The organism is Streptomyces sp. NBC_00464, from assembly GCF_036013915.1.
Classification (GTDB): Bacteria; Actinomycetota; Actinomycetes; order Streptomycetales; family Streptomycetaceae; genus Streptomyces.
This window is the reverse complement of the sequence record NZ_CP107899.1, coordinates 542,601-566,020: the sequence shown is the minus strand read 5'-3', so window position 1 is coordinate 566,020 and position 23,420 is coordinate 542,601. Positions and strand designations below refer to the sequence as shown.

Sequence of the window (23,420 nt, the reverse complement as noted above, 5' to 3'; positions counted from 1 at the left end):
CGCTCACGGACCATCAGCAGGCGCGCGTGGAGGGCCTCTTCCCAAAGCCTGGAATCCAGTCCAGAATCGTCCCTCCGCGACTCGCGTTCGAGGCGGCGTTGTACGAGCTCCGTTGCGGACTCATGTGGAAGGATCTGCCGGAGCACGCCACTCAAGGGCAGCGTCCCGGAGCCTCTGCCGGCGTGCGCTCGAGTACTCCGGCCGTTACCCGAAGAGGGGCACCGTCGCGCCCGGGGCCGACGCCGGCATCGGTACGTTCACCGGCCGCACCGGCCACGGCGTGTATACCCCGCGCGCCACCTGTCAGTACCTGGACTAGGAGTACGGCATGGACTTCGGACTCGTCCTGCAGACGGACCCGCCCGCCTCGGCCGTCGTCGGCCTGATGCGCCGCGCCGAACGCAACGGATTCCGCTACGGCTGGACCTTCGACTCGGCGGTGCTCTGGCAGGAGCCCTTCGTCATCTACAGCCGCATCCTCGAACACACCGAACGCCTCGTGGTCGGCCCCATGGTGACCAACCCGGGTACCCGCACCTGGGAGGTGACCGCCTCCACCTTCGCCACGCTCAACGACATGTACGGCAACCGCACGGTGTGCGGCATCGGCCGCGGTGACTCCGCGATGCGCGTCGCCGGGCGCAGTCCCAACACCCTGGCGCGGCTGGGCGAGGCCATCGACGTCATCCGGGATCTCGCCGAGGGACGCGAGGCGGTCGTCGACGGACAGCCGGTCCAGATCCCCTGGATCAAGGACGGCCGGCTCCCCGTCTGGATGGGCGCGTACGGACCCAAGGCGCTGGCGCTCGCCGGGCAGAAAGCCGACGGCTTCATCCTCCAGCTCGCCGACCCCTTCCTCACCGAGTGGATGATCAAGGCGGTACGGGACGCCGCGGCCGAGGCCGGACGCGACCCGGACTCCGTGACCATCTGCGTCGCCGCGCCCGCCTACGTGGGCGACGACCTCGACCACGCCCGCGAGCAGTGCCGCTGGTTCGGCGGCATGGTCGGCAACCACGTCGCCGACCTGGTCGCCCGCTACGGCGAGCACTCCGGGCTCGTCCCCGAGGCACTGACCGCCTACATCGCCGGACGCTCCGGATACGACTACAGCCACCACGGCCGCGCCGGGAATCCCGACACCACCTTCGTCCCCGACGAGATCGTCGACCGCTTCTGCCTGCTCGGCCCGCCCGAGGCGCACATCGAGAAGCTCCGGGCCCTGCGCGACCTCGGCGTCGACCAGTTCGCCGTCTACAACATGCACGACGCCCGCGAGGCGACCATCGACGCCTACGGCGCCGAGATCATCCCCGCCCTGTCCGACTGACCGCCGCGTTCCGCCGGTCGTACGCACCCCCCCCGCGCCCCGCCCCGCACGGCACCGTCCCCGAGCGAAGGGTCCAGCCGCCATGACATCGACCGTACCGCCACCACCACCGCAGGACCGGATACTCGAGGCCCAGGACCGCGTCGAACTCCCCGCCGGAGCCGCTCCCGACGACAGCCGGTTCGTCAACGAGGACCTGCTGCCCGTCCCCCTGGAGCGGCGCAACTGGACCACGTACAACTTCGCCGCCCTCTGGGTCGGCATGGCCCACAACATCCCGTCCTGGCTGCTCGCCTCAGGCCTCGTCGCCCTCGGCATGGACTGGAAACAGGCGGTCTTCACCATCGCGCTCGCCAACCTGATCGTGCTCGGGCCCATGCTGCTCACCGGGCACGCCGGGCCCAAGTACGGCATTCCCTTCCCGGTGCTGGCCCGCGCCTCGTTCGGGCTGCGCGGCGCCAATCTGCCCGCCCTGATCCGCGCCGCCGTGGCGTGTGCCTGGTTCGGTATCCAGACGTGGATCGGCGGCGTCGGCATCTTCACCCTGCTCGGGAAGATCTTCGGCGGCTGGGCGAACGCCGACGAGATCGGCGGGCAGCCGTGGACGCTCTGGCTCTGCTTCATCCTGTTCTGGGCCCTCGAACTCGCCATCATCTACCGGGGCATGGACACCCTGCGCCGGTTCGAGAACTGGGCCGCGCCCTTCGTCATCGTCGGTGCCCTGGTGCTGCTCGTCTGGGTCGCCGTCAAGGCGGGCGGCCTCGGCCCGCTGCTCGACCAGCCGTCCAGGCTCGGCTGGGGCAAGGAGTTCTGGCCGGTCTTCTTCCCCTCCCTGATGGGCATGATCGCCTTCTGGGCCACGCTCTCCCTGAACATCCCCGACTTCACCCGCTTCGGCGCCGGCCAACGCGCCCAGATCCGCGGCCAGTCGCTCGGTCTGCCCACCACGATGACGCTCTTCGCGCTCCTCTCGGTCCTCGTCACCTCCGGCTCGCAGGCCGTGTACGGCGAGGCGATCTGGGACCCGGTGCAACTGGTCGCCCGTACCGACAACGTCTTCGGGCTGCTGTACGCGCTGGTGACGGTGCTGGTCGCGACGATCTCCGTGAACATCGCGGCGAACGTGGTCTCGCCGGCGTACGACCTGGCGAACCTTGCTCCGAGAATCATCAACTTCCGTACGGGAGCGCTGATCACGGGAGTGGTCGGCGTCGTGATCATGCCGTGGAAGCTCACCGAGACGCCCGAGCTGTACATCTTCACCTGGCTCGGACTCGTCGGCGGTCTGCTCGGTACGGTGGCGGGCATCCTGATCGCCGACTACTGGATCGTCCGGCGCACCGTGCTCGACCTCGCCGACCTCTACCGGCCCGGCGGCCGCTACTGGTACACGAACGGCTGGAACTGGCGGGCCGTGGCGGCCTTCGCCGTCGGCGGTGTCCTGGCGATCGGCGGCTCGCACTCGGAGCCCGGAAAGGGGCCGTTCCCGGCGGACGGTCTGGTGCCGTTCATGAAGCCCCTCGCCGACTACGGGTGGGCGGTCGGCCTGGCCTCCTCGCTGGTGCTGTACGTGGCGCTCACCGGACGCGAGGGCGTCACACCGGGCTCGTCGAGCGGCCCAGCAGTGCGCTGACGTCGAAGGTCTCGTCCGGCGGCGGCGTGGTCCTGGGTACCGGCTCGTCGAAGGCCGAGAAGCCCACGACCGCGTCGGCGCCGTTGCCCTGGATGGTGAGCCGCAGGGGATAGGGCTTGCCGGTGGCCGCCACGTCCAGCGTCAGGGTCGTGCCGTCCCGCATTCTGGTCAGCGGAATGACGGACGCGTCGCCGAGCGTGGTCTTCGCGCCCTTGTTGAGCGTTCCGGTGTTGTTGTTCGCGTTGTCGCTGACCAGCTTCTGGAAGGTGTTGAGGTCGCAGGTCCTGGTCACGGCGCTCAGCCGGGGGTCGTCGGCCGAACCCCTCATGTAGCGGTCGCCCACGATCGCGGCGAAGGCGGAACCGCCGTTGGGGACCTGGTTCTTCCAGAAGTCCGCGTCCGGCTTGATCCAGATGTCGTCGCCCCGCTTCACGATCAGCGCCGAGCCCTGGCTGTCGCCGAGGTCCACCGAGCCGTTGCAGTTGCCGGCGCGGTCCAGGGTGAGCTCCAGGGACATGGGGGTGCTGCCCTTGCCGAGGTCCCCCCTGGTGCTCAGGTGCACGGATTCCGCGCCGAGCAGCGCGTCACGGGAGCGGTCGGCGATCTGCTGGGCGGTGAGGTGGTCGATGTCCTCCGCGTGTGCCACGCCGCTGCCGATGAGGCCGCTGCCGGTGACGGAGAGTACAAGCGCCGCAGTCCATGCGGCCGGGCGTGTGCCGAGGTGTGGACCGGTCACGTCGCCTCCTCGAAGGGTCGTGGCGGGGCTGTCCGGGTCTGCGGTCCGATCTTTCGAGCGTACGCCGGGGGAGGTGCGGTCGCCCGGTGGAGCGGCACCCCCGGGTGCGTACACAGCGTAACGTTTTGTGGTGTTTTCGGTTATGCGGACCGGGGGACGGTTGCCACGGCACCGAGTGCGTCACGACCGAGAGGAAAACATGAAGAAGTCCATGCGAAGCCTGTCCGGGGCCGTAGTGCGGGGCGCCGCCGTCGCAGGGGTGACCGCGGCACTCGCCGTGTCCACCGGCCTCGCGACAGCGGCCTCGGCCGCCGCCCCGACCGCGACGCCGCCGGGGCTGTCCTGCGAGACGGGCAAGCACGCCATCGACGACTACACCGGCTACGCGCTGTGCCGGAACAACGGCTCCGCGACGCAGACCTTCTGGGTGCACCTGGTCTGCGGCTGGTCCCCGGACGCGGACGGTGAGCACGTCACGCTGAACCCGGGACAGTCCGGCCAGTCGACCGCGCACTGCGCCGGACTGGGCACCGGAATCGGCGAGATCACGGTCCAGCCGTAGGGCAGGCGCCGCCCGGGCGCTTGGACGGTGCACCTCCCGCGGGCGGCACCGAAGGGCCCGGGCGAACGGTTGAGGGATCGCCCACGACTCGTTACCCTCCAGTAAGTTCGTTCGGGCGGACAGGTGTACGCACCTGACGGTACGAGGGAGGCGGGCAGTCCATGTCCTCAGCACAATCCACCGGAACGGACGTCGAGGCCCCGGGCGGGCTCGCCGACAGCGCGCAGGCCCTCGCGGACGGCCGTACCACCTCCACCCGGCTGGTCACCGAGGCCCTCGCCCGGATCGAGGCGAGCCAGGGCACCCTCAACGCCTTCCGGCAGCTGCGCGCGACCGCCGCACTCGCCGAAGCCGCCGAGGCCGACCGCCGGCTCGCCGCCGGAGAGCGGCTGCCGTTGCTCGGGGTGCCCGTCGCGGTCAAGGACGACACCGACGTCGCCGGGATGCCCACCCACTTCGGCTGCGCGGGGGAGCTGCCCGCCGCGACCGCCGACAGCGAGTCCGTACGCCGGCTGCGCGCCGCCGGGGCCGTCATCGTCGGGAAGACCAACTCCTGCGAACTGGGACAGTGGCCGTTCACCGAAGGATCCGCCTTCGGCGCCACCCGCAATCCGTGGAACACCGACCACACCCCGGGCGGTTCCTCCGGCGGTTCGGCGGCCGCCGTCGCCGCCGGACTGGTGCCCGCCGCGCTCGGCTCCGACGGTGCCGGGTCCGTCCGCATCCCCGCCGCCTGGACGCACCTCGTCGGCATCAAACCGCAGCGCGGCCGGATCTCCGTGCACCCCCAGAGCGACGCCTTCCAGGGGCTCACCGTCAACGGCCCGCTGGCCAGGACCGTCGCCGATGCCGCCCTCCTGCTGGACGCCGTCGCGGGCGCGCACCCGGACGACCCGCACCGCCCGCCGCCCGTCGACGCCTCCGCCGCCGCCCGCCGCGACCCCGGCCGGCTGCGCATCGCCCTCGCCTGGCGCCCCCCGCTCACCCTCACCGGCACGGCTCCCCACCCCGACGTGCGCCGCGCCGTCACCGAACTCGCCGAGGCGCTGGCCCGGCTCGGCCACCACGTCGAGGAGGCACGGCCCCGCTACGGGCTGATCGGCCTCGGCTTCGTGCCCCGTGCCACCGCCGGAATCGCCGAACTCGCGGCCCTGCACCCCGAACCCGCATTCCTGGACCCCCGCACCCGCAGCGCCCTGCGCACGGGCACCCGGCTCGGCGGCCGGGTGGTGCGGGCCGCGAGGGGGCGGGAGGTGCGCCAGCACCGGCGGATCGGCGCCCTGTTCCACCCCTCCCGCGGGAAGGCCGGATCGGGATTCGATGTGCTGCTCACCCCGACGACCGCCCTGCCGCCTCCCCGTATCGGCAGGTTCGACGGACTGAGCGCCTGGCGCACCGATGTCGCGATCGCCGAGGCGTGCCCGTACGCCTGGCCGTGGAACGTCCTGGGCTGGCCCGGCATCAACGTTCCCGCAGGCTTCACCCCCGACGGCCTCCCCGTCGGGGCCCAACTGCTCGGCCCCTCCCGCAGCGAGGAACGGCTCATCTCGCTGGCCGCCCAACTGGAGGCCGACCGGCGGTGGTACGAGCACCGCCCGCCGGCCGCGTCCTAGGGAGTGTGTGCGGTCACCACCCAGACGCCCGCCCGCAGCAGCACACCGCGCGGCGACTCATGGGGCAGCAGGGCGTCGGTCATCGCGGCCCGTGTGGCATCGGAGACGGCGAGGCCGGGGGTGCGGGAGACGAAGAACTCGACCGCGTCCGCCGCGTCCTTCCCCCAGCAGGTGTCGGCGCTCACGCCCGTCACCTCGATGTCCGTGAACCCCGCCGCGCCCAGGACCTCGTGGATGCGTTCGGGCTCCGAGAGCGAGGCCATCGCCGTGGCCACCGCGTTCTCGGTGGTGTGATCCCGCCCCAGCAGCGAGGCCAGCAGTCCCAGCGCCTTGCGCTCCTCCCCGTCCGGCTGCGCGGGCTGCGGGCAGAGGAACACCAGGCGGCCGCCCGGCCGCAGCGCTCCCGCGATGTTGGTGAACGCTGCGACGGGGTCGGCGAAGAACATCACCCCGCCCCGGCTGATGGCCAGGTCGTATCCGCCGGGCTCGAACGCGCAGGTCTGCGCGTCGCCCAACCGGTAGGTGACATGGGGGAACTGTGCGCCGTCGGTGAGCGCGCGGGCCCGTCCGACGAGCGGCTCCGAGATGTCGACCCCGGTGACCCGGCCGCCCGGCGCCCGGTGCGCTGCCATCCTGGTGGTGAGCCCGCTGCCGCAGCCGATGTCCACCACCCGGTCCCCGGGGCCGATCGCCGCCGCGTCGAACAGCGGGCGGTCGAACCCGTCCAGCATGGCGTTGTAGCGGTCCGGGTGGGCGGCCCAGTGCTGCCCGAGCAGTCCGTTCCAGGCCTCGGCGACTGTCACGCGTGCTCCTTCGATTCCATGGTGAGTGCGGCCTCGACGCGCCCCATGGCGCAGATAGCGCCGAACGCGATCAGATGAACCAGGCAGTGATCGGTGAACGGCGGCGCGAGCCAGGCGGCCACGTCCTCGTCCGTGATCCGGTACGGTGCGCGCGCCGCGAGCAGCGCCAGCCGGGCGCCCGGCCGTTCGGCCCGGTCCGGCAGACCGGCTCCGTGCAGGGGGAGCGGGGTGACGCCGTCCCAGGCAGCCACCGACTCCCGTACGAGCGCCGCGTCCTCGTCGCTCAGCAGCCCGGCACCCAGCTCCGCCGCGGTGCGCAGCGCACCGTACGCCGTGCCGACGGCGGTACCCGCCGCCCAGGCGGGCGCCTCGCCCTCCGTTGCGAGCAGCGGCAGGCTCAGACCCGTCACCAGCTCGCGGCGCACGGTCCGGGCAAGGGAGCGGCCCGCCGCACTCCGTACGGCACGGATCCGCTGGAGACCGCGGGGCAGCATGGTCTCGGTCAGCAGCGAGGAGACGATCCGGTTGATGAAGTGGAAGGCGAGTGCGGTCCCGATGTGCTCGGGTGCGGCGCCCGACGGGAACGGCTGCGGTGTGCTCATGTCCTTGCCCCAGGCCAGCAGAGCGCGATGGGCGGGGTCCGCCGGCTGCTCGCCGCGGGCGATCGTCTCCGCCAGCCGGTGGTCGCCGGTGGCGTGCAGCAGCACGGTGTGCGCGTCCACGCAGAACGGACAGCGGTTGGCGAGCGACACCCCGGCCGCCACCACCTCCTTGTCCGTACGGGACACCTGCCCGGCCAGCAGCGACTCGCGCGCCAGCGCCCAGGTCGCGGTGAGGAGTGGAGGGGACGCGGACAGCACCACGAAGGTCGGGGCGCGCTCGATCCCGAAGTCGGTGGAGATCTGGGCGTACACGTCGGCGACCACTCCGGTCGCCGACTTCAAAGGTGCGGGTGAGGTGTAGCGGAAAGGTCCGGTCATGGTTCCGATGCTCGCCCGCGGACGGGGGCCGGGTCGTCGTACCGCCGGAGGCAATCGGCGCTGATCCCGCCCGGCCGGGACCGCCCGGGCACTACTGCCGGGGGAGTAGTGCCCGGCCGGTCCCCAGGGCTGATGCCCCGGCCGCCTTACGGGAGTTAGGGTCGGCGCATGACGGGGGACACGGGGGACACCGGCCGCCGCACCCGGTTGCTGGACGCGGTACTCGCGGTCGCGATCGGTGCGGCGGTCACCGTCGCGGCCTGCGCGGCATCGGCTCCGGATGCACTCGACCTGGTGCTCGTCGCGACCGGGTCGCTGGTCCTCGCCGAGCACCGCCGCGCACCTCGCACGGTGCTCGCCGTCACCACGCTCGCCATGTCCGGCTACGTGCTCCACGCGCACCCCGGCACCTGGGCGGCGTTCCCCGTGCTGGCCGCCGTGCACGCCGCCGCCCGCAGCGGGCGCCGTGGCTGGGGCGTCGCGGCCGGCGCACTCTTCCTCGGCGGCTACTTCACCGTTCTGATCACCGCCTCACCGGCCGCCGAGAGCGTCGTGGAGCGGACCCTGCTGCTGCTCGGCTGGTTCCTCTGCGCCGGGGTCACCGGACTCATCGACAAGAACTGGCAGGCATATCTGCGCCAGACCGAGCAGCGGGCACTCGACGCAGAACGCACCCGGGACGAGGCCGCGATGCGCCGGGCCGGAGAGGAGCGGCTGCGGATCGCCCGGGAACTGCACGACTCGCTCACGCACTCCATCTCGATCGTCAAGCTCCAGGCGGGAGTTGCCGTCCACCTCGCCCGCAAGCGGGGGACGGCAGTGGAGCCCGCACTGCTCGCCATCCAGGAGGCCAGTGGCGAGGCGATGCGCGAACTGCGAGCCACACTTGAGGTGTTGCGCACCGACGTGGTCGAGCCCGGCACCGGCCTCGACCGGATCGGTGAACTCGCCGAACGGGCTCGCAGCGCGGGGATCACGCTCGCGCTCACCGTCAGCGGCGAGGAGCGGCCGCTGCCCGTTGCCGTGGACCGCGCCGCGTACCGCATCGTGCAGGAGGCCCTCACCAACGTGGCCCGGCACGCCGACCGGGCCCCGACCACCGTCCGGCTCACCTACGGGCCGAGCGCGCTGACTGTGCACGTCGACGACCACGGCCCGTGCGGCCCCGACGACACCGTCACCGTCGGCACCGGCCTCACCGGCATGCGGGAGCGCGTCACGGCGCTCGGCGGCACCCTGGCCGCCGCACCACGCAGGGCCGGCGGATTCTCCGTACACGCCGAACTGCCCCTGCACACCGTGGGATCCACCGGATGAGCGAGGGCGCCGACAGGCCGATCCGCGTCCTCATCGTCGACGACCAGGCCCTCATGCGGGCCGGCTTCCGGGCGCTGCTCGACGCGGAGGACGGCATCGAGGTGGTCGGCGAGGCCGCCAACGGCCGCGAGGGGCTGGAGCTGGCCCGGCTGCACACCCCCGACATCGCCCTCGTCGACGTACAGATGCCGGTGATGACGGGTATCGAGGCCACCCGGGCGATCGCCGGCGACCCGCTGCTGGGCGGCGTCCACGTGGTGATCCTGACCAACTACGGCCTGGACGAGTACGTGTTCGACGCCCTGCGCGCCGGGGCGGCGGGCTTCCTGCTCAAGGACACCGAACCCGCCGAACTGCTCCAGGCAGTCCGTGTCGCCGCCCGCGGCGACGCCCTGCTGTCGCCCGCCATCACCCGCAGACTCATCGGCGAGTTCGTCGCCCGGCCCCCCGACCGGACGACCGCGCCGGGCTTCGAGACCCTGACCCGCCGGGAGCGGGAGGTCAGCGCGCTGGCGGCCCGGGGGCTGACGAACGAGGAGATCGCCACGCACATGGTCATCAGCCCGTTCACCGCAAAGACGCACATCAGCCGCGCCATGATCAAGCTCGGCGCCCGGGACCGCGCCCAACTCGTCGTATTCGCCTACGAGTCGGGGCTCGTCACGCCGCGCGAGCGCTGATCGGGGCGTGTCCTACGGCACCCGTGCGGTCCACTCGGCGGTGGCGAACTTCGTACGGACGAGCTCCTCGGCCCGGGCCAGCTCCTGCGGAGTCACCGCGCCCCGGCTGAGACCGTGCCGGCCGCGGAACGACTCGATCATCCGCTCGATGACGGCCTCGCGGGGCAGACCCGTCTGCCGGCGCAGAGGGTCGACGCGCTTCTTGGCGCTCTTCGTGCCCTTGTCGGACATCTTCTCCTTGCCGATGCGCAGGACGTCGAGCATCTTGTCGGCGTCGATGTCGTACGACATCGTCACGTGGTGCAGTACCGCGCCGGGGCCTCCGTCCGGCCCCACCATGCGCTTCTGCGCCGCACCGGCGATCTTCCCGACCTCGGTCGCGATGTCGTTGAGCGGCTGGTACCAGGCCTTGATCCCCATGTCGCCGAGAGCTTCCAGCACCCAGTCGTCGAGGTACGCGTAACTGTCGGCGAAGGAGAGGCCGGAGACGAGGGACTGGGGCACCGCGAGCGAGTACGTGATGGTGCTGCTCGGTTCCGCGAACATCGCGCCGCCCCCGGAGATGCGCCGGACCACCGTGACGCCGTGGCGTTCGACGCCCGCCGGGTCGACCTCGTTGCGCAGGGACTGGAAGCTGCCGATGATCACCGCGGGGGAGTCCCACTCCCACACCCGGAGCGTCGGCGGCCGCAGGCCCGCGGCGACCTCGGCCGTGATGACCTCGTCGAGAGCCATGTGGAGCGCGGGGGACTGCGGGGCGTCGTGGATGAGCTGCCAGTCGTAGTCGCTCCACTCCGTGGCATGCGCCAGTGCCCGGCGCACGGCGACGGCGACACCTTCCGACGTGAGTCCGAGCATCACCGTCGACTCCGGGAGGGCCGCGTCGATGCGGGCGGCCAGGCCGGCGGTGTCGGTGGTGGCCGGGGCTCCCTCCAGCGCCGCGTCGATCGTCAGGATCGCCTCGTCCGGCTCCAGGAAGAAGTCGCCCGCCACTCGTACGTCGCGCAGCGCCCCGCCCCGGACGTCCAGGTCCACCACGACCAGCTTGCCGCCGGGGACCTTGTACTCACCGTGCACAGCCATGCCTCCAGTTCCGCCGGTTCTCCTGCTTACGAATCGGCTCCGACCAGGCATAACGTCACCGCCGCGACATTTAGTCCGCCGATGGTGCAGGGATCCGGGCGTCCCGACGGTGGCGCGGGTCCGCGGGCATTCCGCGAATTTCTGCAGGCCGGCGTGGCTACTGCCGGTGTCGTCGCTTCGACTCTTGGCCGGTTCACCCCCCTGGTGGTGGGTCGCAGGCGGGGAGGCGGGGGCGTTTTCGCACTCCGGAGGCGCATCTCGGTGGCACCGGTCGGTGGTATGGACCAAGGCCTTGACACCCGCTTACTTCACTTCTTAAATCACGTAGTGAACAAAGCGGCCCCGTCGCCGCACCCCGCACGCGCAACTTCGCACGGCACCCCCGCCCCGGTCGGCGCAGCTCCCGCACGCCCTTGCGCCCTGCATCTGTCATGCGCATGCCTGTCATATGCATGACAGATTCCCCTTCTCCCCCTCATGCACCGGAAGGGAGAGTCATGGACTCCCCACGCCGTACGCGGCGCCTGCTGCACTCCGTACTCTCGGTTCTCACTCTTGCCCTGGTCACGACGGCCCTCACGGGCGGCGGCGGACCCGCAACCGCCACCCCGATGACGGACACCGCGGCGGCCGCCGCTGTCACGACGTTCTCCGACGAGTTCGACGGTTCCGCCGGCTCGGCCGTGAACGGCAGCAAGTGGCAGATCGAGACCGGCGACAACGTCAACAACCATGAGCGGCAGTACTACACGGCCGGGAACAGCAACGCCGCGCTGGACGGCCAGGGGCATCTGGTCATCACCGCGCGCAAGGAGAACCCGAACAACTACCAGTGCTGGTACGGCAGCTGCCAGTACACCTCGGCCCGGCTGAACACCTCCGGGAAGTTCACCCAGACCTACGGCCACGTCGAGGCCAGGATGAAGATCCCGCGCGGCCAGGGCATGTGGCCCGCCTTCTGGATGCTCGGCGACGACATCGGACAGGTCGGCTGGCCCAACTCCGGCGAGATCGACATCATGGAGAACGTCGGCTTCGAGCCCTCCACCGTCCACGGCACCCTGCACGGTCCTGGCTACTCCGGCTCCGCCGGAATCGGCGCCGGATACACCCTCCCCAACGGGCAGGCCTTCGCCGACGCCTTCCACACCTTTGCCATCGACTGGGCCCCCGACTCGGTGACCTGGTCCGTCGACGGCAACGTCTACCAGCACCGCACGCCCGCCGACACCGGCGGCAACACCTGGGCCTTCAACAAGCCCTTCTTCCTCATCCTCAACCTCGCCGTCGGCGGATACTGGCCCGGCGACCCCGACGGCAACACCACCTTCCCCCAGCAACTCGTCGTCGACCACGTACGCGTCACCACCAGCGACACCCAGCAGCCGGGAACGGGCGGCCGGATCACCGGCCTGGCCGGCAAGTGTGTGGACGTCGCCGCCGCGAGCAGCGCCAACGGCACCCCGGTCCAGCTCTACGACTGCAACGGCAGCAACGCCCAGCAGTGGAGCGTGAACGCGGACGGCACGATCCGGGCGCTCGGCAAGTGCCTCGACGTGGCGTCGGGCGGCACGGCCGACGGCACCGCCGTGCAGCTGTGGGACTGCAACGGTTCCGCGGCCCAGCGCTGGGCGGTCAGCGGAGCACGCGACATCGTCAATCCGCAGGCGGGCAAGTGCCTGGACGTCGTCGGGAACAGTTCGGCCAACGGGACGCGGCTCCAGATCTGGACCTGTACCGGTGCCGCCAATCAGAAGTGGACGGTTGGAAGTTGATGGGTACTCACTTCGTACGCAGACACGCTCCCGCCCTCCGGGGTGTGCTCGGTGCCGGGGCGGCCGCGGCGCTGCTGGCGGGACTGACCGGATCGCCTGCCCTGGGTGCCGCCGCGGCCACCGGGCAGATCACCGGCCTGGCCGGCAAGTGTATGGACGTGGCCGCCGCCGGCAGTGCCAACGGCACCCCGGTCCAGCTCTATGACTGCAACGGGAGCAACGCCCAGCAGTGGGACGTCGGTTCGGACGGGAGCATCAAGGCGCTGGGCAAGTGTCTGGACGTGACCTCGGCCGGCACGGCGAACGGCAGCACGGTCCAGCTGTGGGACTGCAACGGTTCCACGGCCCAGCGCTGGACCGTCACCGCGGCGCACGACATCGTCAATCCGCAGGCGGACAAGTGCCTGGACGTCACCGGCAACAGCTCCGCCAACGGCACCCGGCTCCAGATCTGGACCTGCACGGGCACCGCCAACAGAAGTGGACCGCGCCGAGCGGCGGGGGAGACCCGACGACGCCGCCCGCCGGGGCGATGGCCGTGGCTCCGTACCTCTACAACGGCTGGGGCAGCCCGCCCAGCCCGACGACCGTCATGAACGCCACCGGCGTGAAGTGGTTCACCCTCGCCTTCGTCCTCAGCAACGGGTACTGCAACCCGCAGTGGGACGGCGGCAGGCCGCTGACGGGCGGGGTCGACCAGCAGACCGTCAACACCGTCCGGGGCGCGGGCGGCGATGTCATCCCGTCCTTCGGAGGCTGGAGCGGCAACAAGCTGGAGAGCTCCTGCTCCAGCGCGGGTGAGCTGGCCGCCGCGTACCAGAAGGTCATCAACGCCTACGGGCTCAAGGCGATCGACATCGACATCGAGGCCGAGGCGTACGACAGCGCCACCGTCCAGCAGCGCACGGTCGACGCGCTGAAGACGGTCAAGGCGAACAACCCCGGGATCAAGGTCTACGTCACCTTCGGCACCGGACAGAACGGACCCGACGACAGCCTGATCCGCAAGGCCTCCGCGTCCGGGCTGACCGTGGACAGCTGGACGATCATGCCGTTCAACTTCGGCGGGGCGGGCCAGAACATGGGCAATCTCACCGTCAGCGCGGCCGAAGGGCTGAAGAACACGGTCAAGAGCGCCTATGGCTACTCGGACGACCAGGCCTACCGGCACACCGGCATCTCCTCGATGAACGGCATCACGGACAACAGCGAGACCGTCACGGTCGCGGACTTCCGCACCATCCTCGGCTACGCACAGCAGCGGCACCTCGCCCGGCTGACCTTCTGGTCGGTCAACCGCGACCGCCCGTGCACCGGCGGTGGCGCCGACACCTGCTCGGGCGTCTCCCAGCAGCCGTGGGACTTCACGAAGGTGTTCGCCCAGTACGCCGGCTGACCGGCGCGTCCCCACCTCATCGAGCCGTCTCACCCGCACAGGAGAATCCGTGCTCAGATCTGTCCGAAGAAGACCCATCGGGGGCCGGTCCGGTTCCTCGCCCGACCGCCGACGGCGGGCGCTGACCGCGGTGTTCGCGGCCGGCGCCCTTGCCGGGTCGGTGCTGGCCGCCACCCCGGCCCCGGCAGCCCCGCGCGCCGCCGCGGCGGCCGCCGCGGCCCTGCCGACCGGCTGGGCGACCGTCGTCAACAGCGGCAGCGGCAAGTGCCTGGACGCCCGCGCCGCCGCGATCGTCAACGGCACCGCCGTCCAGCAGTACACCTGCAACAGCTCCACCGCCCAGCAGTGGAGCCTGACCGCGACCGACGGCGGCTTCGTCCGCATCAACAACCGCAACGACGCGGGCCAGGTCGTGGACGTGAGCGATGTGTCCACCGCCGACAGCGCCGCCGTGCACCTGTGGGCGTACGGCGGCGGCACCAACCAGCAGTGGCAGCCCGTCGACGAGGGCGGCGGCGCCTTTCACTTCGTCAACCGCAACAGCGGCAAGTGCCTGGACGTGCCCGCCGCCTCCACGGCCGACAGCGTCCAGCTCGTCCAGTACACCTGCAACAACTCCGTTGCCCAGCGCTTCCAGGTCACCCCGGTGAGCACCGCGCCGGGCGATGTGGACCTCGGTCCGAACGTGGTGGTCTTCGACCCGTCGATGCCGTCGGCCACCATCCAGAGCCGGCTGGACTCGATCTTCCGGCAGCAGGAGACGAACCAGTTCGGCAACCAGCGGTACGCGGTGATGTTCAAGCCGGGCACGTACAGCAACGACGTCAACGTGGGTTTCTACACCCAGGTCCTCGGACTGGGCCAGTCGCCCGACTCGGTGACGATCAACGGCGCCGTCCATGCCGAGGCGGACTGGTTCCCGCCGCAGAACGCCACCCAGAACTTCTGGCGCGGCGCCGAGAACCTGTCGGTGAACCCGACCGGCGGTACCGACCGCTGGGCCGTTTCCCAGGCGGCCCCGTACCGGCGCATGCACGTACGCGGCAATCTGGCCCTGGACGACGGCGGCTGGGCCAGCGGCGGCTTCATGGCCGACACCAAGATCGACGGCCAGGTCCGTTCCGGCACGCAGCAGCAGTGGATCACCCGCAACTCGACCCTCGGCAGCTGGACCGGCTCCAACTGGAACATGGTCTTCGTCGGCAGCCAGGGCGTTCCGGCCACCAGCTTCCCCAACCCGCCCTACACCACGGTGAATCAGGCCCCCGTGGTCCGCGAGAAGCCCTTCCTGTACGTGGACGGCAACGGTGCCTACCAGGTGTTCGTGCCGTCCGTCCGCAGCAATGCCTCGGGCACCACCTGGGCGGGCGGCAACGCGGGGGGCAGCTCGATCGGCATGGACAAGTTCTTCGTCGTGAAGGCGGGAGCCACGGCCGCCCAGATCAACGCCGCGCTCGCGGAGGGGAAGAACCTCCTGGTCACCCCTGGGGTCTACCACCTCGACCAGACCCTGAAGGTGACCAGGCCCGACACCGTGGTCCTGGGCCTCGGCCTCACCACGTTCGTCCCGGACAACGGGGTCACCGCGATGACGGTGGCGGACGTCGACGGGGTCAAGGTCGCGGGCATCCTCTTCGACGCCGGTACGACGAACTCCGCCACTCTGATGGAGGTCGGCCCGGCCGGGTCCTCGGCCTCGCACGCGGCGAACCCGACCTCACTGCACGACGTCTTCTTCCGGGTCGGCGGCGCCGCCGTGGGACGGGCGACCACCAGCCTGGTGGTCAACAGCGACCATGTCATCGGCGACCACATGTGGATCTGGCGCGGCGACCACGGCAGCGGCATCGGCTGGAACAGCAACCGCGCCGATACCGGGCTCGTCGTCAACGGCGACGACGTGACGATGTACGGACTGTTCGTCGAGCACTACCAGAAGCACCAGACGATCTGGAACGGCAACGGCGGACGCACGTACTTCTACCAGAACGAGATGCCGTACGACGTCCCCGACCAGGCGTCCTGGATGAACGGCTCCACCCAGGGCTACGCCGCCTACAAGGTCGCGGACTCGGTCACCAGCCACCAGGCGTACGGCCTCGGCAGCTACTGCTTCTTCAGCTCCAACCCGGGCGTGAGTGCCGAGCACGCCTTCGAGGTCCCGGACAACCCGAACGTGCGGTTCCAGAGCATGGTGACCGTCTCGCTCGGCGGCACCGGAACCATCCGCCACGTCATCAACGGGCGCGGCGGCCCCTCCAACTCCTCCACCAACGTGGCCAACCTCGTCAGCCACCCCTGAACAGCGCCACGTCTCCAGGACACACCGGGCCGGCTCCGACACCCGTCGGAGCCGGCCCGGCCCCCACCCGGTTCGGAGAGGACGGTTTCGCATGAACACCATCAGGGCCACCGCGGCCCTCCGAGGAGGGGCCGGCCGGCTGTGCCGATGGCTCCTCCTCCTGCTGCCGGCGTTACTGCTGGGGCCCGCCATCCCCGCGCATGCTGTGCCGAACGCCGCGCAGGCACCCGACTTCAAGGTGATCGCCTTCTACAACGGCACCTGGGACGCGGCGCACATCAGCTTCGTCCAGGAGGCCAACCGGTGGTTCCCCGCCACCGCCGCCGCCAATAATTTCTCCTACACCTCCACCAACGACTGGGAGCGGCTGAGCAGTATCACCCCTGACCAGTACCAGGTGGTGCTGTTCCTCGACGACGCCCCGCAGACGGCCTCCCAGCGCACCGGCTTCGAGAGGTACATGCGCTCCGGCGGAGCCTGGATGGGCTTCCATGTCTCGGCGTTCACCACCGAGGCCCAGGAGTGGCCCTGGTACTACGACCAGTTCCTCGGCAGCGGCAACTTCAGGTCGAACACCTGGGGACCCACCACGGCGGTGCTCCGCACCGAGGACCGGACGCATCCCTCGACCACGGGCCTGCCGGCCACCTTCACCTCGTCGGTCAGCGAGTGGTACGCCTGGGAGAACAACCTTCGCGACCGTCCCGACATCAAGGTCCTGGCCTCCGTGGACCCGGTGAGCTTCCCGCTGGGCACGGATCCGAACCAGTCCTGGTACAGCGGCGACTACCCCGTCCTGTGGACGAACACCGGCTACCGGATGCTCTACGCGAACTTCGGCCACAACGCCATGGACTACGGCTCCGGGACCACGTTGTCCTCGACCTTCGCCAGTGAGACCCAGAACCGGTTCGTGGTGGACGGGCTGAAATGGCTGGGCGGCGGCGGGGGAGACCCGGCGCCCGGGGACCCGATCCCGGCGACGTCGGCGTACGCGCTGGTGGCCGAGGCCAACGGGAACTGCGTGGACGCGCGTGCCGCGGCCACCGCCAACGGCACGGTGATCCAGCAGTACAGCTGCAACGGCACAGCAGCCCAGCGGTTCACGTTCCCGGCCACGGACGGCGGCCATGTGCGGATCGCCGCGGACGGGGACGGCCGGCAGGTCGTCGATGTGGCGAACGTGTCCCTGGCCGAGCAGGCCCCGCTCCAGCTGTGGACCTACGGGGGCGGCGCGAACCAGCAGTGGAAGCCGGTACGCGAGGCCTCCGGCGCGTACCACTTCATCGCCCGGCACAGCGGCAAATGCCTGAGCGCGCCGGCGTCCGCGGCCACGGGCGTCCAACTGTTCCAGCGGTCCTGCGACGGCACGGCTGCGCAGAGTTTCCGCCTCGTCACACAGGGCTGATCGCGGGGGGTGTGGACAGGCGTCTTCACGCCTTCTGCACCCCCGTTATCCGATCGTCAGTAAAAACCGTCCGATATATGGGAACCCCTCTTGCCTTGCGGACTGTATGCGAAATACGGTCTGCGATATTCCTTGATCACCCCCTGGCGGGAGGTAGGCCCTCGTGCGCCGAAAAGCGGTTGCCCTGGTGGCGGTTGCATTGGTGTCCCTCACCTCGGGCTGCGCGTCGCTGCAGTCCTCGGCGACCGAGGTCGGCGGTGTACGCAAAACCGACGACCGGTCCGTACGCGACGGCGGGACACTCACCGTCGCTCTCAACTCCGACCCGGACAAACTCGACCCCACGCTCGCCCAGACCCTCGTCGGCCGCACGGTCTTCGCGGGCATGTGCGAGAAGCTCTACGACATCGACGAGGACGGGGTCGTCGTGCCGCAGCTCGCTGCCGCACTGCCCACCACCTCGGCCGACGGCCGCACCGTCACCCTGAAGGTGCGCCCCGGGCTGAAGTTCAGCGACGGCACCCGGCTCGACGCCGCGGCCGTCGTCACCTCACTCCTTCGCCACCGCGACCTCCCCGGATCCGCCCGCGGCACCGAGCTCGCCCCGGTCACCTCCATCGAGGCGACCGGCCCCGACACGGTACGGATGAGGCTCGAGCAGCCCTACGTACCGCTGACCGGCGTCCTCGCCGACCGGGCCGGGATGGTGATGTCACCGGCCGCGCTGAAGAAGTACGGGAAGAACTTCACCAACCACCCCTCCTGCGTCGGACCCTTCCGCTTCGTCGAGCGGGTCGGCGGCGACCGGATCGTGCTGAAGAAGGACCCGAACTACTACGACGCGGACAAGGTCCACCTCGACGGGGTCGTCTACAAGCCCATCCCCGACGGCAACGTCCGGCTCGCCAACCTGCGCTCCGGCGACCTCCAGGTCGGCGACCAGATGGGCCCCATCGATGTACAGAGCGCCCTCACCGAGCCGAAGCTCCAGCTCTTCAACTCGCCCTCGCTCGGCTACCAGGGCATCGGCCTCAACGTCGGCAACGTGAAGGGCCTCGGACAGAAGCCCGGCAAGCTCGACACCCCGATCGCCCGGGACGTCCGGGTCCGTGAGGCGTTCGAGCTCGCGATCGACCGCGACACCCTCAACGAGGTCGTCTTCCAGGGCATGTACGAACCGGCCTGCGGCCCCATCTCGCCGCAGTCCGCCATCGCCCCCGGCATCAAGCCCGAGGACTGCCCGAAGCGCGACATCGCCAAGGCGAAGAGGCTCCTGAAGGAGGCGGGCGTGAAGACCCCGCTGAAGATCGAGCTGAAGACCTCCACCACCCCCGAACAGGGACGGGTCGGACAGGTCCTCCAGGCCATGGTCAAGGAGGCCGGATTCGACCTCTCGCTGCGGCCCACCGAGTACGCCACCATGCTCTCGGAGACCGACGCCGGGAACTACGACGTCTTCACCAGCGGCTGGTCCGGACGGCTCGACCCGGACGGCAACGTCTCCAACTTCCTCAAGACCGCCGGCGCCATGAACGCCTACGGCCTGGGCGACCCCGAGATCGACAAGCTCATCGCCGAGGGCCGTACCGTCGCCGACCCGGCACGGCGCACCGAGATCTACGACGAGCTCACCCACCGCGTGCAGGACGCCCACACGCTGATCTACCTCTACCGGCAGAAGAACTACGTCGTCGCCACCAAGGACGTCGCGGGCATCCGCGTCTACGGCGACGGACTGGTCCGGGTCACGAATGCGGGGTACACCCGATGACGAAATACCTGCTGACGCGGTTGCGTCAGTCCCTCATCACGCTCTTCCTGGTCTCGATCGTGGTGTTCGCCGGCATCCGGGCGCTGCCCGGCGACCCGGCGCTCGCCCTGGCAGGTGAGGAGCGCAGCCCCGAGGCGCTCGCCGCGATCCGCGAGGCGTACGGCCTCAACGACAACATCGTCGTGCAGTACGCCCGCTTCATCGGCCACGCCCTCACCGGCGACCTCGGCAACTCCTCCCGGACCGGGCTCCCGGTCGCCGACGCCATCGGGCAGGCCCTCCCGGTCACGCTGGAACTGGCCGCGCTCTCCCTGCTGCTCGCCGTGGTCCTCGGCATCGGCGCCGGAGTCGTCGCCGCGGTGCGGCGCGGGAAGCCCGAGGAGTGGATCGCCAACGTCATCGCGCTGATCGGGCTCTCCATCCCGACGTTCTGGCTCGGCATCGTGCTCGTCCTCGGCTTCGCCATCGCCGTCCCCGTGTTCGCCGCCTCCGGATACGTCCCCTTCGGGACCGACCCGGTCGACAACCTGCGCCGCATGGTGCTGCCCGCGATCGTGCTCGGCTCCGGCCTCGCCGCCGTCGTGATGCGCCAGACGCGGGCGGCGATGCTCGACTCGCTCTCCGCCGACTACGTACGCACCGCCCGCGCCAAGGGGCTGTCGAAACGGTCCGTCGTCGGCGGGCACGCGCTGCGCAACTCGCTCGTCACCGTCGTGACCGTGCTCGGGCTCCAGCTCGGGCACCTGATCTCCGGAGCCGTCGTCACCGAGCAGATCTTCGTCCTGCCCGGCTTCGGCAAGCTCACCATCGACGCCGTCTTCACCCGTGACTACGCGACGCTGCAGGCCGTGGTGCTCTGCACCTCCGCCGCGTACATCCTCATCAATCTGCTGGTCGACGTGGTCTATTCGGTCATCGACCCGCGCATCCGGCTCGGAGGTGCCCGGTGACCACAGCGACCCCAGCGCTCCCCACCGTCCCGCAGACCGCGAGGAAGCGGACCGGCAACGGACGGCTGCGCGCCCTGCGCAGGAACCGGCTGGCCATGACCGGCGGCATCATCGCCGCCGTCTTCATCCTGGTCGCCCTCCTCGCCCCGCTGATCGCCCCGTACGACCCCTCCCAGCCGGACTTCGGGAACGTCCTGGCGGAACCGGGCGCGGCCCACTGGCTCGGCACCGACGATCTGGGGCGCGACCAGCTGTCCCGCATCGTGTACGGCGCGCGCGCCTCCATGCAGGTCGGCCTCGTCGCCGTCGTGCTGGCGTTCGTCATCGGCGTACCGCTCGGCCTGGTCGGCGGCTACTACGGGAAGCTCGCCGACGGGGCGATCTCCCGACTCACCGACACCATGCTGGCCTTCCCCTTCCTGGTGCTCGCCGTCGGTCTCGCCGCGATCCTCGGCCCCTCGCTGACCAACGCGACCATCGCCATCGGTATCTCGCAGATCCCCGCCGTCATCCGCATCACCCGGGCCGAGACGCTGCGGCTCAAGCACGTCGACTACGTCGGAGCGGCCATCGCCAACGGCGGCGGCGACGGAACCGTGCTCTTCCGGCACATCCTGCCCAACGCCACCTCCGCACTGATCGTCCAGGCGACCGTCGGCATCCCCGCCGCCGTCATCGGCGAGGCGCTGCTCAGCTTCCTCGGCCTCGGCGTCCAGCCGCCCGACCCGTCCCTCGGCGTGATGCTCTCCGGCGCCCAGTCCTTCCTGGCCCCCGCGCCCTGGCTCGCCGTCTTCCCCGGCCTGGCGATCGTCGCGGCGACCCTGGCCTTCAACCTGCTCGGCGACGGACTGCGGGACGTCCTCGACCCCCGTGGAGGGACCCGATGACCGAGACCGTTCTCGAATCCGTACGGGGACCGGTGCGCGAACCCGTCCTGAGCGTCCGCGACCTGTCGGTGTCCTTCCGCTCCGACACCCGCACCGTGCACGCCGTCGACGGCGTCTCCTGGGACCTGCACCCCGGCGAGGTCCTCGCCGTCGTGGGCGAGTCGGGGTGCGGCAAGTCCGTGACCTCGATGGCCGTCATGGGACTGCTCCCGCCCACGGCCCACATCGGCGGCTCCATCAGCCTCGGCGGCCGGGAACTGGTCGGCGCACCCGAGAAGGAGCTCCAGAAGATCCGCGGCAAGGACATCGCGATGATCTTCCAGGAGCCGATGACCTCACTGAACCCGGTCCTCACCATCGGCCGGCAGATCGGCGAAGTGCTCCGCAGGCACCAGGGACTGAGCCGGAAGGAGGCCAGGGAGCGCTCCGTGGACCTGCTCGACCTGGTCGGCATCCCCGCCCCGCGCAGCCGCATCGACGAGTACCCGCACCAGCTCTCCGGCGGCATGCGCCAGCGCGTGATGATCGCGATCGCCGTCGCCTGCGACCCCTCGGTCCTCATCGCCGACGAACCGACCACCGCACTCGACGTGACCGTGCAGGCCGGCATCCTGGAAGTCCTCCAGTCGCTGCGCGAACGGCTCGGCACCGCGATCGTGCTGGTCACCCACGACCTGGGCGTCGTCGCCGACGCGGCCGACCGGGTCCTGGTGATGTACGCCGGACGCTCCGTCGAACAGGCCCCCGTCCACGACCTGTTCGGCACCGCCCGGCACCCGTACACCAGGGGCCTGCTCGGCGCGGTCCTGCGCCCCGGCGGCGAGGGCAAGCGGCGGCTCCCCGAGATCCCCGGCCTGGTGCCCAGCCTCGACAGCCAGCCCGACGCCTGCACCTTCGCGCCCCGGTGCAGCCGCGCCGACGACACCTGCACCGGAGGCCGCCCCGGATTCAGGTCGGTCGACCCCGCGACGGGAACGGACGCCGGCCACCGCGCGGCGTGCTGGCACCCGTACGCCGCCGACGAGGCGTCCGACACCCTCACGGCCACCCCCGCCACCGAGCCCGCGCGACCCGACCAGGAGGCCGGAAAGTGACCGCACCACAGACCGTCCCCGCCCCGCGCGAAAGCGCCGAGGGCGCCGCGGACCAGCAGCAGCCCGTGCTGCGGATCGACTCGATGGAACGGCACTTCGCCGCCTCCGGCGGCGACACCGTCCGCGCCGTCGACGGCGTCTCGATCACCGTCGGCCGCGGCGAGGTCGTCGGCCTCGTCGGGGAGTCCGGCAGCGGCAAGTCGACCGTCGGCCGCTGCGCCGTACGCCTCGACGAACCCACCGGCGGCACCGTCCATATGAACGGCACCGACATCACCCACCTGTCCCGCCGCGCGGTGCGCCCGCTGCGCAAGGACTTCCACCTGGTCTTCCAGGACCCCTCGTCCTCGCTCGACCCGCGCATGACCATCGGCCAGATCATCGCCGAACCCATCAAGCTGCACCGCCGGGCCCGCGGCGCCGCCGTCCGCGAGCGCGTCGAGGAACTGCTCGCCCAGGTCGGACTGCGCCCCGAGCACGCCGACCGGCACCCGCACGAGCTCTCCGGCGGCCAGCGCCAGCGCATCTCCATCGCCCGCGCGCTCTCCTGCGACCCCGATCTCGTCGTCGCGGACGAACCGACCTCCGCGCTCGACGTCTCCGTGCAGGCGTCCGTCCTCAACCTGCTCGCCGACCTCCAGCGCGACCGCGGCTTCGGCTGCCTGTTCATCACCCACGACCTGGCCGCGGTCGAGTTCCTCGCCGACCGGATCGCCGTGATGTACCTCGGCCAGATCGTCGAACAGGCCCCCACCGCCGAACTGTTCGCCGCACCCAAGCACCCGTACACCCAGGCGCTGCTCTCCGCCGCGCCCGTGCCCGACCCGGTGCTCCAGCGCTCGCGCGAACGCATCGTGCTCCACGGCGAACTGCCCAGCCCCCTCGACCCGCCGCCCGGCTGCCGCTTCCACACCCGCTGCCCGCTCGCCACCGAACGGTGCCGCACCGAGGTCCCCGTCCTGCGCGAGCTGCCCGGCGGCCGGCAGGTCTCCTGCCACCTCGTCGACGACGACGGAACGGCCCCGGACGCGGCCGTCTGACCCCGTACGGTAGGCCGCCCCCGTTCCAGGGGGCCGGCCTCCCGTACGTACGATCCGCAA

General features: G+C 70.9%; 18 protein-coding genes and 1 pseudogene. 15 read left to right on the top strand and 4 right to left on the bottom strand.

Features of this window, described 5'->3' with window-relative positions; all coding sequences use genetic code 11:
• Positions 1–328 precede the first annotated feature (328 nt).
• Together OG912_RS02455 and OG912_RS02450 are read left to right on the top strand one after the other, a co-directional pair.
• The gene (locus tag OG912_RS02455) at positions 329–1,330 is read left to right on the top strand and encodes a TIGR03842 family LLM class F420-dependent oxidoreductase (protein ID WP_326739955.1); all 1,002 of its coding nucleotides are present in this window, start codon (positions 329–331) and stop codon (positions 1,328–1,330) included.
• 82 nt (positions 1,331–1,412) lie between these two features.
• The gene (locus OG912_RS02450) at positions 1,413–2,963 is read left to right on the top strand and encodes an NCS1 family nucleobase:cation symporter-1 (protein ID WP_327707939.1); all 1,551 of its coding nucleotides are present in this window, start codon (positions 1,413–1,415) and stop codon (positions 2,961–2,963) included.
• On the opposite strand, the gene OG912_RS02445 is transcribed toward OG912_RS02450, so the two are convergent.
• Positions 2,926–3,699, bottom strand: a complete 774-nt coding sequence (locus OG912_RS02445) for a hypothetical protein (RefSeq protein ID WP_327707938.1) — start codon at positions 3,697–3,699, stop codon at positions 2,926–2,928. The genes OG912_RS02450 and OG912_RS02445 overlap by 38 nt on opposite strands.
• Positions 3,700–3,898: 199 nt before the next feature.
• Here OG912_RS02445 and OG912_RS02440 point away from each other — a divergent pair, with 199 nt between their 5' ends.
• Together OG912_RS02440 and OG912_RS02435 are read left to right on the top strand one after the other, a co-directional pair.
• On the top strand, positions 3,899–4,261 hold the full coding sequence (locus tag OG912_RS02440; RefSeq protein WP_327707937.1) for a hypothetical protein: 363 nt from the start codon (positions 3,899–3,901) through the stop codon (positions 4,259–4,261).
• Positions 4,262–4,422: 161 nt separating this feature from the next.
• Positions 4,423–5,874: an amidase gene (locus OG912_RS02435; RefSeq protein WP_327707936.1), complete on the top strand. Its 1,452-nt coding sequence runs from the start codon at positions 4,423–4,425 to the stop codon at positions 5,872–5,874.
• On the opposite strand, the gene OG912_RS02430 is transcribed toward OG912_RS02435, so the two are convergent.
• Both OG912_RS02430 and OG912_RS02425 read right to left on the bottom strand, forming a co-directional pair.
• Complete coding sequence (locus tag OG912_RS02430) at positions 5,871–6,677, bottom strand: class I SAM-dependent methyltransferase (RefSeq protein WP_327707935.1); 807 nt, start codon at positions 6,675–6,677, stop codon at positions 5,871–5,873. The genes OG912_RS02435 and OG912_RS02430 overlap by 4 nt on opposite strands.
• Entirely contained in the window at positions 6,674–7,657 is a 984-nt protein-coding gene (locus OG912_RS02425) for a carboxymuconolactone decarboxylase family protein (protein ID WP_327707934.1), read from the bottom strand. The genes OG912_RS02430 and OG912_RS02425 overlap by 4 nt, the downstream gene beginning before the upstream one ends.
• Positions 7,658–7,825: 168 nt before the next feature.
• Here OG912_RS02425 and OG912_RS02420 point away from each other — a divergent pair, with 168 nt between their 5' ends.
• Together OG912_RS02420 and OG912_RS02415 are read left to right on the top strand one after the other, a co-directional pair.
• Positions 7,826–8,974, top strand: coding sequence for a sensor histidine kinase (locus OG912_RS02420; protein WP_327707933.1), 1,149 nt, complete (start codon positions 7,826–7,828; stop codon positions 8,972–8,974).
• Positions 8,971–9,654 carry a response regulator transcription factor gene (locus OG912_RS02415; RefSeq protein WP_327707932.1) on the top strand — a complete coding sequence of 228 codons (684 nt, stop codon included), beginning with the start codon at positions 8,971–8,973 and terminating at the stop codon, positions 9,652–9,654. The genes OG912_RS02420 and OG912_RS02415 overlap by 4 nt, the downstream gene beginning before the upstream one ends.
• A 12-nt stretch (positions 9,655–9,666) precedes the next feature.
• Here the strand turns inward: OG912_RS02415 and OG912_RS02410 are convergent, their stop codons facing one another.
• On the bottom strand, positions 9,667–10,731 hold the full coding sequence (locus OG912_RS02410) for a lipoate--protein ligase family protein (protein ID WP_326740837.1): 1,065 nt from the start codon (positions 10,729–10,731) through the stop codon (positions 9,667–9,669).
• A gap of 503 nt (positions 10,732–11,234) precedes the next feature.
• On the opposite strand from OG912_RS02410, the gene OG912_RS02405 reads away from it, so the two are divergent.
• From OG912_RS02405 to OG912_RS02365, 9 genes and pseudogenes are all read left to right on the top strand, one after another.
• Positions 11,235–12,512, top strand: a complete 1,278-nt coding sequence (locus OG912_RS02405; protein ID WP_327707931.1) for a ricin-type beta-trefoil lectin domain protein — start codon at positions 11,235–11,237, stop codon at positions 12,510–12,512.
• Positions 12,512–13,908 (top strand): annotated as a pseudogene (locus OG912_RS02400) (ricin-type beta-trefoil lectin domain protein). The gene OG912_RS02405 and the pseudogene OG912_RS02400 overlap by 1 nt, the downstream one beginning before the upstream one ends.
• Positions 13,909–14,038: 130 nt before the next feature.
• Positions 14,039–16,210, top strand: a complete 2,172-nt coding sequence (locus OG912_RS02395) for an RICIN domain-containing protein (RefSeq protein ID WP_443061072.1) — start codon at positions 14,039–14,041, stop codon at positions 16,208–16,210.
• A 91-nt stretch (positions 16,211–16,301) separates the two neighbouring features.
• Entirely contained in the window at positions 16,302–17,618 is a 1,317-nt protein-coding gene (locus OG912_RS02390) for a ThuA domain-containing protein (RefSeq protein ID WP_327707930.1), read from the top strand.
• Between the two features lie 187 nt (positions 17,619–17,805).
• Complete coding sequence (locus OG912_RS02385) at positions 17,806–19,389, top strand: ABC transporter substrate-binding protein (RefSeq protein WP_327707929.1); 1,584 nt, start codon at positions 17,806–17,808, stop codon at positions 19,387–19,389.
• Positions 19,386–20,339 (top strand): ABC transporter permease, encoded by a 954-nt coding sequence (locus OG912_RS02380; RefSeq protein WP_219570198.1) that lies wholly within the window; start codon positions 19,386–19,388, stop codon positions 20,337–20,339. Before OG912_RS02385 ends, OG912_RS02380 begins: the two co-directional genes overlap by 4 nt.
• The gene (locus OG912_RS02375) at positions 20,336–21,226 is read left to right on the top strand and encodes an ABC transporter permease (protein ID WP_443060936.1); all 891 of its coding nucleotides are present in this window, start codon (positions 20,336–20,338) and stop codon (positions 21,224–21,226) included. The genes OG912_RS02380 and OG912_RS02375 overlap by 4 nt, the downstream gene beginning before the upstream one ends.
• Positions 21,223–22,320 (top strand): ABC transporter ATP-binding protein, encoded by a 1,098-nt coding sequence (locus OG912_RS02370; protein ID WP_327707928.1) that lies wholly within the window; start codon positions 21,223–21,225, stop codon positions 22,318–22,320. Before OG912_RS02375 ends, OG912_RS02370 begins: the two co-directional genes overlap by 4 nt.
• 83 nt (positions 22,321–22,403) lie before the next feature.
• Positions 22,404–23,360, top strand: coding sequence for an ABC transporter ATP-binding protein (locus OG912_RS02365; protein ID WP_327713322.1), 957 nt, complete (start codon positions 22,404–22,406; stop codon positions 23,358–23,360).
• Positions 23,361–23,420 lie beyond the last annotated feature (60 nt).